The following is a 14,710-nucleotide window of genomic DNA, read 5'->3' as shown; positions in this document are numbered from 1 at the left end:
GCTACATGCGAGCCCCAGAGCTTGGGCCGGTTACCTGGCGCAAGTCCAGTCGCACCACCGGTAACAACAATTGTGTCGAGATCGCCAGTCTCGCCAACGCCACCGCCGTACGCGACAGCAAAGACCCACGGGGCGCCGCGTTCGTGTTCGACCGGCAGACCTGGTCAGCCTTCCTGACGGCAGTCAAGACGGGCGAGCTCGACGGCTGACGAAGGAACCAAAACGCCCCGCCCGGAAGGGGCGGGGCGCTTGTCATTCCGAGGCATCACGACCGAGTTTTCTCGCCGAGCTTGGACCTCGCCGGCGTGCCTTGGCGCTCTTGAGCCGGCGGTTCTACCGGGTCGTCCAGGTGACCGGTAGTTCGTGGACTCCGTAGATGTTCATGTCGGTCTTGAGCTTCACCTCGTCGGCGGGGACGGCGAGTTCGAGGGTCGGGAAGCGGCGCAAGAGTCCGTCGAAACCGGCGCGCATCTCGATGCGGGCCAGTTGCTGGCCGAGGCATTGGTGGATGCCGTGGCCGAAGGACAGGTGACCGCGGGCCTTGCGGTGGATGTCCAGGGTGTCGGGGTCGTCGAAGCGCTGGGGGTCGCGGTTGGCGGCCAGCAGCGAGACGACGACGGTCGATCCCTCGCGGATCGTTTCACCGCCGAGTTCGATGTCCTCCGCGGCGTAGCGGTAGAAGACGTCGGCGACGGACAGGTAGCGCATGAGCTCCTCGACGGCGTCCGGGAGCAGATCCGGGTCGGCGCGGAGTTCGGCCAGCTGCTCGGGGTGCTCCAGGAGCGCGAAGGTGCCCAGTGCCAGCATGTTTGCGGTGGTCTCGTGGCCCGCGAGCAGCAGCAGGAAGGCCGCGCCGGTCAGCTCCTCGATGGTGAGGTCGTCGTGGCGGGCCAGGTCGGACAGGATGTCGTCGCCGGGGTCGGCGCGTTTGCTCGTGACCAGTTCGGCGAGGTACGCGTTCATGGCGCCGACCGCGGCCATCTTCTCCTCGAGCGTCTGGTCCTTGACCATGAACTGGGAGGAGTTGGCCTGGAAGGTCTCCCGGTCCGCGTACGGGACGCCGAGCAGTTCGCAGATCACCAGCGAGGGCACCGGCAGCGCGAACTCCTTGACCAGGTCCACCGGCGGGGCGAGGCGCGCCAGCTCGTCCAGCTGCCGCTCGGTGACGGCGATGATCTGCTCTTCGAGCATCCTCATGCGCTTGACGGTGAAGGCGCCGGTGAGCTTGCGCCGCAGCCGGGTGTGGTCCGGCGGGTCCATGGCGACGAACAGGCCCGGCATCTGCGGGGAAGGTTCGGTGGCGACAGGCATGCCGGGGGTCTCGTACGGCACGTGGATCACGCCGATGTCCTGGCGGGAGCTGAACCGGGTGTCGGCCAGGAGCTGGCGGACCGCCTCGTAACCGGTGACGAGCCAGCCCTCGTGACCGTCGGGGAAGAGCATGGGACTGACCGGGCGAGCATCGCGCAGCCGGGAGATCTCGCGGGGCGGGTCGAAGGGGCCCGCATTCCGCTCCATGGGGAGGCCCTGCGGGATGGGAACCGCTTGAGTCATCGGTCTTCCTTTCGTGGCGGTCGTTGCGGCCACGATCACCGCCGGACCTGACATGCGCCTGACACGGCTCTGACACCGACCACGGCGGAAACGCCTCCTGCGTCACGTCAACAGCCGGAGGCATGCCCGTCGCCCATGGCAAAATCAGCCGGGTGCAGATCGGGATGCTTGGATCATTCGAGGTTCGCGCGGATGACGGCGTCCTAGCCGACGTGCCGGGCGCCCGGTTGCGCGGGCTGTTGATCGCGCTCGCGCTCGAACCGGGTCGTGTGGTCCCGAAGTCGACGCTCGTCGACTGGATCTGGGGCGAGAACCCGCCCGCCGACGCGACGAATGCCTTGCAGCGCTTGGTTTCCCGGCTGCGGAAGGCGCTGCCGGAAGGGTCGGTCGAGGGGCAGCCGAACGGCTACCGGTTGAGGGTGGAACCCGACGCCGTCGACGCCGTTCGGTTCGAACGCCTCGTCGCCCACGCCCGCGACGACGCGGATCCACGGGGCGTGCAGCGGCTGCGCGAGGCCCTCGCGTTGTGGCGTGGTTCGGCCATGCAGGACGTCGGTCTGGCCGATAGCGCAGCGTTCGACGCGGCCGTCACCCGGCTCGAAGGGCTGCGCCTGGCAGCCATGGAGGATCGGTTCGATGCGGAGATCAGCCTCGGCCACGGCGCGGAGCTGGTCACGGAACTGACCGACCTGGTGGCCGCGCATCCGGTGCGGGAACGGCTCGTCGCCGCGTTGATGCGCGCCCTCGTCGCGACCGGCCGCGACACCGAGGCGCTGCTCGTGTACGAGCGCACGAGGCAAACCCTGGCCGACGAGCTGGGCGTCGACCCCTCACCGGAGCTCTCCGGATTGCACGTCGCGCTGCTGCGGGGCGAGTTGGGGCGGCCGGAGGAGGGCCGGAAGACCAATCTGCGCGCCGAGCTGACCAGCTACGTCGGCAAGGACGCCGATGTCGCCGCGGTCCGCGAACTCAGCACCGAACACCGGCTCACCACCCTGATCGGGCCGGGCGGCTCGGGGAAGACCCGGCTGGCCGCGGAAACCGCGCGCACGCTGCTCGGCGACCTGCCGGACGGGGCCTGGCTGGTCGAACTCGCGGCCATCGGTCCCGACGGTGACGTGGCGCAAGCGACGCTCGCCGCGCTCAAACTGCGGGATGCGCTGCTCGGCGATGCACCGGACGCGGAGCCGACAGATCGGGTCATCGCCGCGCTCCGCGAGCGGGAGATGTTGCTGGTCCTGGACAACTGCGAGCACGTGATCGAATCCGCCGCGGTATTCGCCCATCGAGTGCTCGGCGAGTGCCGGCGGCTGCGGATCCTCGCGACGAGCAGGGAATCCCTCGGCATCACCGGTGAGGCGCTGTGGCAGGTCGCGCCGTTGGTCCTCCCCGCGGAAGACGCCGATCCCGGGGAGATCGAGTCCGCTCCGGCCATCCGGCTGCTGCGGGACCGAGCCGGCGCGGTGCGCAAGGACCTCGCGATCGACGCCCGCACGATGTCGACCATGGCGCGCATCTGCCAGGCGCTGGACGGGATGCCGCTGGCGATCGAACTCGCCGCGGCCAGGTTGCGCACCATGTCCCTCGATCAGCTCGCCAATCGGCTCGACGACCGGTTCCGCCTGCTGACCGGCGGCAGCCGGACCGCGCTGCCCCGGCACCGGACGCTGCGCGCGGTGATCGACTGGAGCTGGGAGCTGCTCACCGACGCCGAACGATTGGTCCTGTGCAGGCTCTCGGTGTTCGCCGGTGGCGCGAGCCTGGAAGCGGCCGAGCAGGTCTGCGCAGGCAATGCGGTCGAGCCTGGCGAGGTGCTCGACCTGCTGACCGCGCTGACCGAGAAGTCGCTGGTGGTCACCGAGGGCGACCGGGCGCCGCGCTACCGGATGCTCGGCACGATCAAGGAATACGCCGAGCAGCGCCTCGCGGAGGCGGGGGAATCGGATCTGACGCGCCGTGCGCATCTCGCGTACTTCACCGAATTCACCGGGATCGCGGAGCCGCACCTTCGCCGCGCCGAGCAATTGGAATGGCTCGCCACGCTCGAAGCCGAGCACGACAACATCGGCGCCGCGATGCGCGGTGCGCTCGCCGCCGGCGAGGCGGACGGCGCGATGCGGCTCGCCGCTACCGCCGGCTGGTACTGGTGGCTCGGCGGGCACAAGGTCGAGGGCAACGAGCTGGTCATGGCGGCGATCGCCATGCCCGGCGAGGTGGCCGACGAGATCCGGGCCATCGTGTACGCGCTTGCCACGGGGTTCATGACCTCCGGGCGGGAGAGCGACCAGTTCCAGGCGGCGGACTGGATCCACGAGGTTCACGAGATCAGCCGACGCGTCCAGATCCATCACCCGGCGGTGGGGCTCGTCGCCGCGCTGGAGCGCCTGGTGCGAACGCCGGACGCGTACGTTCCCGCGTGGGAACCGCTGCTCACCGACGAGGATCCGTGGGCGCGCGCTCTTGCCCGGCTGCAGCTGGGCAAGATGCGGATCATCCTCGGCCACGGCGACCGGGATGCGGATGCTCATCTCGAGACGGCGCTCACCGAGTTCCGCGCGCTGGGCGAACGGTGGGGGACTTCGTTCGCCTTGACCGAGCTGGCGGACCGAATCGCGGTGCGCGGCGAGTTCGCCACCGCGTGCACGTACTACGAGCAGGCGATCGCGGTCGTCGCCGAGGTCGGCGCCGCCGAGGACGTGGTGCCGATGCGGTCGCGGCAGGCCCAGTTGTACTGGCTGGCGGGGGACGAGGAGTCGAGCGCGGCTGCCATGGCAGAGGCACAGCGGTCCGCGGAACGGGTCGCCTGGCCGGGGGCGCTGACCGAGCTGGCCCTGTCGAAGGCGCAGCTCGCCCGCTGGAGCGGCGACGCCGAGCAGGCACGCCGGCAACTCGACGTCGCGATGGCGATGCTGGGTGACAACGCCGAGCGGGCGAGCATCCGCGTGATGCGGCACGACCTGCTCGGTTACCTCGCCGAGGATTTCGACGAGGCCCGCGAACACCGCGCCGCAGCCGTCCAGGCGGCGTCCGAGGCGGGGACCGCGCTCGGGATCGCGCAGGTGATCGTGGGGATCGCGGACCTGGCGCTGCGTCAGGAGGGGTACGAGCAAGCCGCGCGCCTGATCGCGGCGAGCGCCGGCGTGCGCGGTCTGCCGGATCGTTCCCAACCGGATGTGGGCCGGATCGAGCAGGCCGCGCGAAGTCGCCTCGGTGACGCGCGGTTCACCGAGGCGACGCAGGAAGGTGCGCAGGCGAGCTGGCGCGAGCTGGTCGCGGTCACGCTCGCTTCTTGAACGTGGCGGTCGCCCACAGGTAGCCGACGAGGGCGATCCCGGCGCACCAGGCGAGGGCGGCGATCAGGTCGCCGGTGGCCGGCGCGCCGTCGAGCAGCCCGCGCAGGGTTTCGATGATCGGCGTGAAGGGCTGGTACTCCGCGAATTCCCGGAGTCCGGGCCCCATCTTCTCCGCCGGCACGATCGCGCTGCTGAAGAACGGGAGCATGACCAGCGGCACCGACGCCAGACCCGCCGTTTCCGGGGACTTCGCCGCCAATCCCAAGGCGACCGTCAGCCAACCGGTCGCGAAACCGAGCAGCGCGACGACACCGACCACGCCGAGCCAGTCGAGGAGGCTCGCCGACGGGCTGAATCCCAGCAGGAAGGCGACTCCGATGATCGCCGCGATGGCGACCAGGTTGGTCAGCAGGCTGGCGACGACGTGACCGGTCAGCACCGCACCGCGGGGGACGTCCATGACCTTGAAGCGGTTGATGATGCCCTTGGTCATGTCGGAGTTCACCGACGTCGCCACGGACCCCAGCCCGTAGCAGACGGCCAGCAGGAGCATGCCCGGCGTCGCGTAGTCGATGTAGTCGACGCCGACGCTGAAGGCATCGCCGAACATGTACACGAACATCAGCATGACCACGACCGGCATCAGGACCGCGTTGAACACCGAGGTCGGATTCCGGGCGATGTGCTTGAAGTTGCGGCGCAACATCACCATCGAGTGGGACTTCATTTCGCGACCACCTCCGTGGTGTGGCCCGTGAGGGCGAGGAAGACGTCATCGAGGTCCGGCGTGTGCACGGTGAAGGATTCGGCGCTGAGCGCGTGCTCGTCGAGCCCGTCCAGCAGGGCCCGCAACGACTTCGTCCCGCCGTCGCTGGGAACCCGCAGGGTCAGTGCCTCGTCGTCCCGCGTGGCGCCGGCGATGATCCGCGCGGCCGCGTCGAGTTCGGCGACGGTGGTGAACCGGAGCCGGACGTGCGTGCCGGGGATCTGGCGCTTGAGGTCGTCGGGTGTGCCCTGGGCGACGAGGCGGCCCTGGTCGAGCACCGCGATCCGGTCGGCGAGCTGGTCGGCTTCTTCGAGGTACTGGGTGGTGAGGAAGATGGTCACGCCCTCGCCCACCAGCTCGCGGATGATCGACCACATCGTGCGGCGGCTGCGGGGGTCCAGGCCCGTCGTCGGCTCGTCCAGGAAGATGATCCGCGGGTTGCCGACGAGCGTCATCGCCAGGTCGAGCTTCCGGCGCATGCCCCCGGAATAGGTCGACGCGGGCTTCTGCGCCGACTCGACCAGGTCGAAGCGTTCCAGCAGCTCCGCGACGATCCGCTTGCCGCCGCCGGTGGGGACCCGGTTCAGGTCCACCATCAGCTGCAGGTTCTCCTGCCCCGTCAGCAGCTCGTCCACCGCCGCGAACTGGCCGGTGACCCCGATCGCCGCGCGCACCGCCCCGGCCTCGGTCGCGACGTCGTGCCCGGCCACGCGGACCGTCCCACCGTCGGCCTTCGCCAACGTGGTCAGCACGTTCACCGTCGTGGTCTTGCCCGCCCCATTCGGTCCGAGCAGGGAGAAGACCGTGCCCGCACGGACGTTCAGATCTATGCCGTCGAGCACGATCTTGTCCTGGTAGGACTTCCGCAGCCCGGAAGCCGTGATCGCTGATTCCGTCATGCGATCACTGTCATCGGCCGACCTGACACCGACCTGCCGTCGGCCTGACACGACTCCTGACACGGCGTGCGCGCCCGCCTGAGCGCGCACAGCGGGCCGAGCAGGCAATCTGCCTGCTCGGCCCGGTGTCCGCGATCGCTGGTGGGGATCGGGTTTTCGGCTCAGGCGAAGAGCTCGCCGAGCAACTCAGGGTCGATGGAGATGGGGGCGGGGCGGTAGGCGGGCGGCTGCGTGCCCAGCAGCTCGCGCACCAGGAAGTCCCAGCCGCGCGTGCGGACGTATTGCAGGCAGTCGATGAACAGGTGCTCGGCCCCGGGCACGATGAGCAGCTCGAAGTCCTTGCCTGCGGCGATGAGCCGGTCGGCCAGCCGCAGCGTGTGGACCGGGTGGACCTGGTCGTCCATCTCGCCGTGGATGAGCAGCAGCTTGCCCGCCAACCGGTCGGCGATGTCCACATTGGACGCGCGAGCCCATGCCCCGGGGTTGTCCGCGCCGTCGTAGGCCTCCGCGTAGCCCAGGGTGAAGTAGCGCGGGTCGTGCGAGCCGGCGAGGGCGACGCCGGCCTTGTAGACCTCGGGGAAGTCCAGCATCGCCCGCACGGTGGCGAACCCGCCTCCGGAGTGGCCGAACGCGCCCACCCGGTCCAGGTCCATCCACGGCCGGGTTTCGGCCAGCTGCCGCAGAGCCGCGACGTGGTCGGCCAGGCAGCCCGCGTCGGCCAGGTGGCCGTAGGAGGCGTCGTGGAAGGCCTTGCTCCGCCCCGGGGTGCCCCGCCCGTCCACCGCGACCACCACGAAGCCCAGCGCCGCGATGGGTTCCGCGTCGGCGCCCATCCCGCCGGGGTCGAAGCACGGGTCGACCCGGGTGAGGTGCGGGCCGGGGTACACGCTGTCCACCACCGGGTAGCGCTGCGCGGGATCGAACCCCCTCGGCCGGTACAGCACGCCGTAGATGTCCGTCACCCCGTCGGCCGCCTTGACGCGGAAGCGTTCCGGCGGCGTCCAGCCGATGGCGGTGAGCTTGCCGATGTCGGCGCGCTCCAACTCGACCAGCACCCGCCCGGTCCAGTCCCGGACGCTGGACACCGGAGGAGTGTCGACAGTGGACGCCGAGTCGACGAAGTACGCCATGGTGTCCGGCGCCGTCACGATGTGGTCCAGCGCGTCGTCGGTGACCTTGGCGAAGCCGGTGCCGTCCAGGTTCGCCCGGCACACCGTGCGCCGGTACGGGTCCTCCGCGACCAGCCCGGAGGCGGTGAAGTACACCACCCGCTCGGCCTCGTCGACGTGCAGGATCTGCCGCACCGCCCACTGCCCGGAGGTGACCTGTCCGAGCAGGGCGCCGGTGTGCAGGTCGTACCGGTACAGGTGGCCCCAGCCGTCCCGCTGCGAGTACCACAGCACCTCGTCGGCCAGCACCCGCACGATCGGCTCCGCGGTCATCCACTGGTTGGGCTCCACGCGGGTGGCCCCGGTCTCGCTGAGCACGGTGGTGACCGCACCGGTGGCCGGGTCCAGCCGGTGCAGGGTGAGCGTGTGCAGGTCGCGGGGCTGGCCGAGGTAGTACACCGCCGAGCCGTCGTCCGCCCACCAAGCCCACTTGATCGTGATCGGCGACAGCTGCGCCATGAGCAGCGGCTCGGCCTGCGCGCGGATCACCGTGCCCTCGGCGACGTCCAGCACGACCAGCTCGGCCCGCGGCATGTTCTCGTCCCCGGCGTAGGCGTACCGCTGGGTGCGCAACACCGGGGCGCGGCCGTCGGCGGGCCTGGCCTCGACCAGGTGGGTCTGCCGGACGCCGCGCTCATCGGTCCGGTGCGCCAGCACGCGCGTCGAGTCGGGCGACCAGGCCACGGCCGGCGGCAGGTGCGGCAGGCCGAACTTGCGCAGCAGCGTGGGGTTGCGCGTGCAGTCCGGGCCGGAGCCGTACTGGTAGGCGGGCTCGCCGTCGGTGGTCAGCGCCCACTCGCGGCCATCGGAAAGGGAGCGCGCCCACAGGTCGTGCCCCCGCTGGAACACCGCGAACTTCTTGTCGGGTGACGGCACCTCCAGCGGGTTGCCCGGCGGCGTGCCCTCGGCCCGCTCGCAGGCGTAGCTGTCCAGGAGGCAGCGCCAACGTTCGCCGAACGCGTCGAACTCCACGGCGTTCCCGCTCGGCTCGATGGCCCGGAACGGCAACGCCTCGGGGTCGACCTGCTGCCCGGAGGCCGCGGCCAGCGCGGCGGCGAGCCGGGCGTGGTCGAAAGCCGGCTCGCGGGTGCCCGCCGCCGGGTCGACCAGCACGAACCGCTTGCCGGCCCCAGTGCTCACCCCGTACCAGAAACGGTCTCCCCCGTCGATCCACTGCGGCCTGATCTTGTCGCCGACGACGAGCTCGCCGGGGCGGGCGGCTCGACGGAGGAGCTGCTCCGCGGCCTGGTAGTCCCGGGTGGTGGTCATCTGTTCTGTCCTTTTCGGTGTCGATTTCGGGCACGGCGGTGCCATCACGGCAGGGGACGAAGGGGCGCGAGGGCGTCAGGCGCGGCGGACGATGATGTCGCCGCCGTGGCTGCGGGCGCGCACCTTGACGGTTCGGTCGGTCTGCTCGGAGACCGCCAGGTCGTTGCGCACCCGGCCGACCGAGGTATGCGCGTCCAATCGGACAGCGGTGCCCTGGGGGACGCCGACCTCCACCACGCCGGTGGGGGTGTACAGGTCGACCGCGCCGCTGCCGAGCTCGCCGACGCGGATGTCGCCGCAGGCGGTCTTGGCGTCGACCTCGCCACGTGCCACGTCGACGGTGATGGCGCCGTTGGACGAGCTGACCCGCAGGTCGCCGGCGACCGCGCCGACCCAGGTGTCGCCGCCGATGTTCTTGACCACCGCGCCGCCGCCGACCTGCCGGAGCCGGATCTCCCCGTTCCCGCTGACGTCGGCCTGGCCGGTCACGCGGTCCACGCTGATCTTGCCGGCGGTGGTCCGCAGCCGAGCGCCGGTGGCCTGCTCGACCTGGATGTCCCCGGTGGGGGTCTTCAGCTGGCACGAGCCGACCGCGCCCTCGACGAGGAACCCGCCGTTCGCGGTGTCACCCCGCACGTCCGACCCGGTCGGCAGCTCGACAAGCACCTCCACCGTGCCGTACTTGGTGGTCCACAGGTTGCGCAGCTTCGGCTGCTTGACCACGAGCTTCCCGTTGGCGAACTCGATGTCGGTCTGATCGGCGGCCTTGACGTCGAGCTCCCACGACGGGTCGATCGGCCGAACCTCGACGACGGTGTCGGCACGATCGCCGGCGACGAACCGGATGTTCCCGAAGGTGATGTCGACGGTCGCGGAGATCGGGCGAGGGGTGTCGAAGGTCTGCATGGCGGTGGCCTCCTGAGGAGTCGTGGCTGTCATGACAACCACGATCACCGGCAGACCTGACACCGAACGGTCACAGCCCTGACGCCACCCCTGACGCGCCACCGCCACCGGCAAAACCCCAGCTCACCGACGTCAATCCACCCAACCAGGGGTCGCCTTCTCCTTCCGGACACGGCAAAAGCCCACATCCGAGCCGAAGGCGTTGTGCGGCAAGGGCTATCACCGCTTCGACGCGGGCAGGCCAGAAGCCAGCTCCCCACACCCGCAATGCCGTTTCGGTCAGTGCGGCCCGCGCCGTGGCTGCCGCACTGGTATGCGGCAGCCACGGTGCCGAGGCCGGCCGGGGGTGTCATGGCGGCCGGGAACGCTCAAGCCGCTTGTTCCCGGATCCGGCCGCGGTCAGCCGATGGGGGTTGAAGTGCAGGCGTTGCCGTTCTTGCCGCCGTATTTGGTAAAGGAGCCGTTGGCGTTCTTCCCCCAGAAGGTCACGCAGAGCAGCGAGCCTCGCGGGAAGTTCGCGTTGACCTGGAAGGTGTGGTCCTGTTCCCGGTTGGTGGGACCGGTCACCTTGTAAGTGCCCGGTCCGAAGATCTCGAAGAATCCGATCTCTGCTGTCACATTCGTGTTCCGCCAAGCCACGATCTGCTTGACGCTGTTGCCGGTGCCGTAGGTGGTGTTGCACAGCGTTTGCCCCATGGCGCAGGCGCCTTCCCGCGCAGTGACGCCGCTCGTGCTCGCCGCGGCCGGCGCGGCCAGCACCAACGCGGTGGCGGCGGCGACAACGACTCCGCCTCGCGCTGCTCGTCCGGTGAATCTCATGAGCATTCCCCTTCGCATGCTGCCGGTGTCCGGCCGTTCCGGACCCGCCATTCACACACGCCCGGCGCGGCGACACCGTTGGCCACCAGCACGCACATCACCCAGCTGAGTATCGCCGGGTCGCCGAACAGCAGCCGGACGCGAGCGCCGTCGTTGGCCTTCCCCGACCGGCGTCACCGACGGCCCCGCGCCGTCATGCTGGATGCGCCCCGCATGGACGCGGCCTTCGCGGCCGCACTGCCCATGACCGGGTGCCTGCCTGACGAGTGCACCTGGGTATGCCGATGTGCGGCGCACGGATGGTCGACGGCCACGTCGACGCCGTCCTCGAACTCATCCGCGCAGACCCGTTGATGCCGAGCAACCGACCGATGGCGGTTGCCTACTTCGCCCACCAACGGCGAGTGAGCAGCGCGGCGATCGTCGCGCCTGCGGTGTTCATGAGCACGTCGTCCACGGAGCTGACCCGACCGAGATCGAGCACGTACTGCAGCAATTCGATCGTCGCCGACACTCCTGCCGAAGCAGCAGCCACCCGGTGCAGCCGAGCCAAAGCGGCGAACCGGACAGGAACGAATGCGCCAAAAGCGGCGAGCACCAACAGGTTGCCTCCGACCTGAACGACCACGGTTGCCACGCGTGCGTCGAGCAGCGCAACCAGGTCCTGCAGCGGGATCAGCGACACGCCCCGCGCACCGGATGTCGGTGTGAGCACCATCCACAGCCAGGGCAATGTTCCGGCGATGGCGCCCACCTCGGACAAAGATCGACGCAACGCCGTGCCCGGCGCTGTTCCGCCCCACGTCCGCCACCGCGCCAGGGCGAAGACGGCTAGCGCCAACACCGGCAACGCGAGCATCGACGCAAGGACCACGTGCCCCCAGCTTTGCCAAACGACCGTCACACCAGTAAGACGGTGACGGCCGCTTCGGGTTGCGCGTAAAGCGATCTTGTTATGTGGCGCCGTCACCAGGTTCGTCGGCGAGTTGCCTACGGGCTTCGGCAACGGTGACGGTCGTGTTCCGGCTCGGGGCCGGGCCGGATGCGGCAGCAACGCGGAGGGCGTAGGCCTCGGGGCTGACCGCCGCGCCAATGCGGCGCAGCGGCCGCAGGGTCATGACGCGGCTCGCCATGCGGACCACGGGCGCGACGGCGCCGTCCACAACTCGCGAGCGGTTGAAGCCGCCGAGCTCACGCATGTAGGCCGGCAGCGTGGCGGCGGCGGCCCTTGCGAGCAGCACGAGCACTGGCTTGAGCAGCCTCAATTCGGATGAGGTGGGTTTGAGCAGCCAGTCGATGATCTCGCGAGCATCCTCCGAAACGCACATTCGCGGTCGCATGGAAGCGAAGTACTCCCGCACCTCGGTTCGCGACCCCGGGACCTCGGCGGGATCAAGGCCCTGCAATTCGGAGCTGATCTGGCACCCCCGCCAGAACTCCCGCTCCCGTTCGGGGGCCAGGGGCCCCGGTCCATAGCGTTCGTAGCAGTACAACACCGAGTGCCACGTCGTCATGTGCACCCATAGCTGATTTTCCGGTTCGTTGGCGGCATATCGAATGCCGCTGACCGGATCGTGCCCGGTGACTCGGTCATGCACCCGGCGCAGCCGATCGGCAGCCGTGACCACCGATCGGCCGTCGCCGAACACCACCGTGATGAAGTAACCGGCGGTACGCCGCAGCCGCCCGAGCGGGTCGCGTTGATAGACGCTGTTCTGCGAAACTCCCGCCGCCGTCGCGGGCTGGAACATCTGCACGATCGCCGCGCGCAAGGGTGCGATGTAGGCCGTGGGGTAAAGCCACACCTCCCAGACCGCCGAACCCGGACCGAACAGGCCGTGGTCGGCACGCGGACGGCGCAACCGCGGCGGGTGCAGCAGCTGGGAGAGCGCGACCCGAGGCCCCCATGCACTTGTGGGAACAGGCTTGGCGACAACGGACATCCGGCCTCCTCGCGCACCACATCACGCTGCAGTGCCGGATCTTACGGAACTCCCGGCTCAACATCAGGCACCTCAACGACATCGAGGCCACCCTCGGCCGACTCGCCGCGTCGCATCCGGCGGCGAATACAGCCCCGCCGACGGCGAACACCAGCCCGCAGCTCAGTGCTGGTGCTGCTCGGCGAGCCGCTTCAGGTTCAGCAACTGCCGTCGAGCCATGATCAGATCACCGACGGACAACCCGACAGCCACCCAGCGGCTGGTTTGCATGACGACCTTGAGCAGAAGGCGCGTCGCGTCGTTGTCCTGGGGCACTAGGACGTAGGACATGAAGGCGCCCATGATGGTGCCCGTCAACTGCTTCCCCGCGTCGACCGAGACGATCCGGCCCAGTCTGCGCCCGCCAGCGGCAGTGAACCTTTCTCCGACTTGCGGCACGGGAAGACCCACCAACTCGCGAGGGGAGCGGCGGCCGAGGTTGTCGATCCAGTCGTACGAGTACGGCGCGAGCCTTACTTGCGCGACCCACGGCCACACCGCTTCGGCAGGCGCCTCGACACTCACACCCCGCCACGCCTTCAGCGCGGGTGAGGTGACGTAGTCGTCGCACGGGTAGGAGCGCCGGATCTCGCTGTCGCTCACGCCCCACCGGTCACCGATCATGCGTCCATCCTCCCCGTTGTGGTGTTCGAAGCTCGGTACGGCGTTGGCGAGGAGAACAACTGCGTCGCACCTTTCCATCGCCATCGTTACACAACGCATCCCTGGAAAGGGTGCGATCTACGGCGATCTGAGAGCCTCGTTCAGAAGTACTCTGGTCGTACCCGACGGGATATCCGCGCCCCGGACGCTTTCTCGGCTCGATCAGCTTGCAGCGGGCGACTCAGTGTCGGGAATAGGCAGTCCCGGGCCGGATCCCCTCTGTTGCAGCCCTACTCGCTCGCTTCCGCTGATCAGCCGATATAAGGCTCAGCGCGCTGCTGCAAGCCGTGCTCGATGCGGAGGCGGTTGGCCTGGCCGATGTTGAGCGCGGCGATGTCTGCGGGGGCAATCCAGTGGACCCCTTTGCTTTCGCCGCTGGTGCGGGGTGTTCCGCCGATGGGGCGGGCGCGGAAGCAGACGGAGAACTCCTGGCGAACTTCTCCGTCGTCGTAGGCGATGACGTGCCTGGGATCGGAGTAGACGCCGATCAGCCCGGTGATCGCGATGTCGATGCCGGTTTCTTCGGCCGTCTCGCGGACCGCCGCCTGCGCCACCGTCTCGCCGATGTCCTGCGCGCCGCCGGGGATGGCGTACTGGTCGTTGTCGGTTCGGCGGATCATCAGGACTCGACCCGTGTCGTCCTGGACGAAGGCAGCGACCGCCACGACGATGCTGTTGGCCGCCGGGGCATCGGGGTCGTTGTAGTAGTCGCGTTTCGGCACGTCAGCGTGTCTACCACTTCGGCGGACCGGCCACGTCCCAGACGACGTTGTGGCAGTTCAGGCCATTTGTCGGAGGCCTGCGGAAAAGCCACCAGCAGCGACCACAGTGGACTACTGGTCAGCGGCCGGGTGCTTCGCAGGTCCGCTTCAGAGCCGCGGCCTCGGACTCGACGAACCGGCGGATGCGGCCCGCCACCACCGGCGTGAGCAGCCAGGCGAACCCGCCGGTGAAGTCGATCCGCAACCGCACCTCGCTGCCCGAGTCGGTGGCCTCGATCCGGTGCGCGGCGACCATCCGCCCACCCCCGAACCGGGTCGCCCAATCGAACGAAACCCCCGGCTCGACCGCGATGACGTCCCAAACGGCGGCGGCAACCCCCGGCTGCTTGACCAGGAACCGGTGGCCAACCCGCAGTTCCCCGTCCAACGCCGCGATCGAGGTCGCGGTGGGCGTCCACTCGGGCCAGTTCGGCACGTCCGCCAGCAGAGCCCACACCACAGCTGGGGATGCGGCGATGGCCACGGTGGTCTCGTGTCGCATTCACACCCTCCTTGAGAGCACCGTACGCCTGCATCGCGCCGAACCCACACCGCCGGTAGCGCCAGCGGCGGTACGAATCCTGGCCACGGCGGGACTTCTGCAGCACCCACCCCGAACGCTTTGACGC

13 protein-coding genes and 1 pseudogene are annotated in these 14,710 nt (G+C 69.5%); 3 read left to right on the top strand and 11 right to left on the bottom strand.

The window, feature by feature from the left end:
• The first annotated feature begins 5 nt into the window (after positions 1-5).
• Positions 6-209, top strand: a complete 204-nt coding sequence (locus ACWEV3_RS34715) for a DUF397 domain-containing protein (RefSeq protein WP_452617949.1) — start codon at positions 6-8, stop codon at positions 207-209.
• 124 nt (positions 210-333) lie between these two features.
• On the opposite strand, the gene ACWEV3_RS34710 is transcribed toward ACWEV3_RS34715, so the two are convergent.
• A complete protein-coding gene (locus tag ACWEV3_RS34710) occupies positions 334-1,554 on the bottom strand; it encodes a cytochrome P450 (protein WP_452617948.1) in 1,221 nt (406 codons plus the stop codon).
• 152 nt (positions 1,555-1,706) lie between these two features.
• Here ACWEV3_RS34710 and ACWEV3_RS34705 point away from each other — a divergent pair, with 152 nt between their 5' ends.
• Positions 1,707-4,847, top strand: coding sequence for a BTAD domain-containing putative transcriptional regulator (locus ACWEV3_RS34705; RefSeq protein ID WP_452617947.1), 3,141 nt, complete (start codon positions 1,707-1,709; stop codon positions 4,845-4,847).
• Here ACWEV3_RS34705 and ACWEV3_RS34700 read toward each other — a convergent pair.
• The 5 genes from ACWEV3_RS34700 to ACWEV3_RS34680 all read right to left on the bottom strand — a co-directional run bounded on the left by ACWEV3_RS34700 (position 4,831) and on the right by ACWEV3_RS34680 (position 10,615).
• A complete protein-coding gene (locus ACWEV3_RS34700; RefSeq protein ID WP_452617946.1) occupies positions 4,831-5,574 on the bottom strand; it encodes an ABC transporter permease in 744 nt (247 codons plus the stop codon). The genes ACWEV3_RS34705 and ACWEV3_RS34700 overlap by 17 nt on opposite strands.
• Entirely contained in the window at positions 5,571-6,512 is a 942-nt protein-coding gene (locus ACWEV3_RS34695; protein ID WP_452617945.1) for an ATP-binding cassette domain-containing protein, read from the bottom strand. Before ACWEV3_RS34695 ends, ACWEV3_RS34700 begins: the two co-directional genes overlap by 4 nt.
• A 161-nt stretch (positions 6,513-6,673) precedes the next feature.
• Positions 6,674-8,950, bottom strand: coding sequence for a DPP IV N-terminal domain-containing protein (locus tag ACWEV3_RS34690; protein ID WP_452617944.1), 2,277 nt, complete (start codon positions 8,948-8,950; stop codon positions 6,674-6,676).
• Positions 8,951-9,025: 75 nt separating this feature from the next.
• Complete coding sequence (locus ACWEV3_RS34685) at positions 9,026-9,889, bottom strand: DUF4097 family beta strand repeat-containing protein (RefSeq protein ID WP_452617943.1); 864 nt, start codon at positions 9,887-9,889, stop codon at positions 9,026-9,028.
• A gap of 366 nt (positions 9,890-10,255) precedes the next feature.
• Positions 10,256-10,615, bottom strand: a complete 360-nt coding sequence (locus tag ACWEV3_RS34680) for a hypothetical protein (RefSeq protein ID WP_452617942.1) — start codon at positions 10,613-10,615, stop codon at positions 10,256-10,258.
• Positions 10,616-10,870: 255 nt separating this feature from the next.
• Here ACWEV3_RS34680 and ACWEV3_RS34675 point away from each other — a divergent pair.
• Positions 10,871-11,031: pseudogene (locus ACWEV3_RS34675) on the top strand (alpha/beta hydrolase); the annotation flags it as partial.
• A gap of 26 nt (positions 11,032-11,057) precedes the next feature.
• Here ACWEV3_RS34675 and ACWEV3_RS34670 read toward each other — a convergent pair.
• From ACWEV3_RS34670 to ACWEV3_RS34650, 5 genes are all read right to left on the bottom strand, one after another.
• The gene (locus ACWEV3_RS34670; protein WP_452617941.1) at positions 11,058-11,534 is read right to left on the bottom strand and encodes a VanZ family protein; all 477 of its coding nucleotides are present in this window, start codon (positions 11,532-11,534) and stop codon (positions 11,058-11,060) included.
• Between the two features lie 94 nt (positions 11,535-11,628).
• The gene (locus ACWEV3_RS34665; RefSeq protein WP_452617940.1) at positions 11,629-12,618 is read right to left on the bottom strand and encodes an oxygenase MpaB family protein; all 990 of its coding nucleotides are present in this window, start codon (positions 12,616-12,618) and stop codon (positions 11,629-11,631) included.
• Between the two features lie 162 nt (positions 12,619-12,780).
• Positions 12,781-13,281 (bottom strand): polyketide cyclase, encoded by a 501-nt coding sequence (locus ACWEV3_RS34660; protein ID WP_452617939.1) that lies wholly within the window; start codon positions 13,279-13,281, stop codon positions 12,781-12,783.
• A gap of 290 nt (positions 13,282-13,571) precedes the next feature.
• Positions 13,572-14,042, bottom strand: coding sequence for an NUDIX hydrolase (locus ACWEV3_RS34655; RefSeq protein WP_452617938.1), 471 nt, complete (start codon positions 14,040-14,042; stop codon positions 13,572-13,574).
• Positions 14,043-14,160: 118 nt separating this feature from the next.
• The gene (locus tag ACWEV3_RS34650; RefSeq protein WP_452617937.1) at positions 14,161-14,583 is read right to left on the bottom strand and encodes an SRPBCC family protein; all 423 of its coding nucleotides are present in this window, start codon (positions 14,581-14,583) and stop codon (positions 14,161-14,163) included.
• Positions 14,584-14,710: the final 127 nt, after the last annotated feature.

The sequence above is a fragment of the Saccharopolyspora sp. NPDC003752 genome, from assembly GCF_053605825.1.
Note: the sequence above shows the minus strand (reverse complement) of the source record. Positions and strands in the feature narration are given on the sequence as shown.

Excerpts from the sequence above, each read along its gene's own strand:
- ACWEV3_RS34650 (WP_452617937.1), bottom strand. The coding sequence starts at position 14,583 with ATGCGACACGAGACCACCGTGGCCATCGCCGCATCCCCAGCTGTGGTG.
- ACWEV3_RS34715 (WP_452617949.1), top strand. The coding sequence starts at position 6 with ATGCGAGCCCCAGAGCTTGGGCCGGTTACCTGGCGCAAGTCCAGTCGC.
- ACWEV3_RS34710 (WP_452617948.1), bottom strand. The coding sequence starts at position 1,554 with ATGACTCAAGCGGTTCCCATCCCGCAGGGCCTCCCCATGGAGCGGAAT.
- ACWEV3_RS34690 (WP_452617944.1), bottom strand. The coding sequence starts at position 8,950 with ATGACCACCACCCGGGACTACCAGGCCGCGGAGCAGCTCCTCCGTCGA.
- ACWEV3_RS34665 (WP_452617940.1), bottom strand. The coding sequence starts at position 12,618 with ATGTCCGTTGTCGCCAAGCCTGTTCCCACAAGTGCATGGGGGCCTCGG.
- ACWEV3_RS34660 (WP_452617939.1), bottom strand. The coding sequence starts at position 13,281 with ATGATCGGTGACCGGTGGGGCGTGAGCGACAGCGAGATCCGGCGCTCC.
- ACWEV3_RS34685 (WP_452617943.1), bottom strand. The coding sequence starts at position 9,889 with ATGACAGCCACGACTCCTCAGGAGGCCACCGCCATGCAGACCTTCGAC.
- ACWEV3_RS34695 (WP_452617945.1), bottom strand. The coding sequence starts at position 6,512 with ATGACGGAATCAGCGATCACGGCTTCCGGGCTGCGGAAGTCCTACCAG.
- ACWEV3_RS34700 (WP_452617946.1), bottom strand. The coding sequence starts at position 5,574 with ATGAAGTCCCACTCGATGGTGATGTTGCGCCGCAACTTCAAGCACATC.
- ACWEV3_RS34670 (WP_452617941.1), bottom strand. The coding sequence starts at position 11,534 with ATGCTCGCGTTGCCGGTGTTGGCGCTAGCCGTCTTCGCCCTGGCGCGG.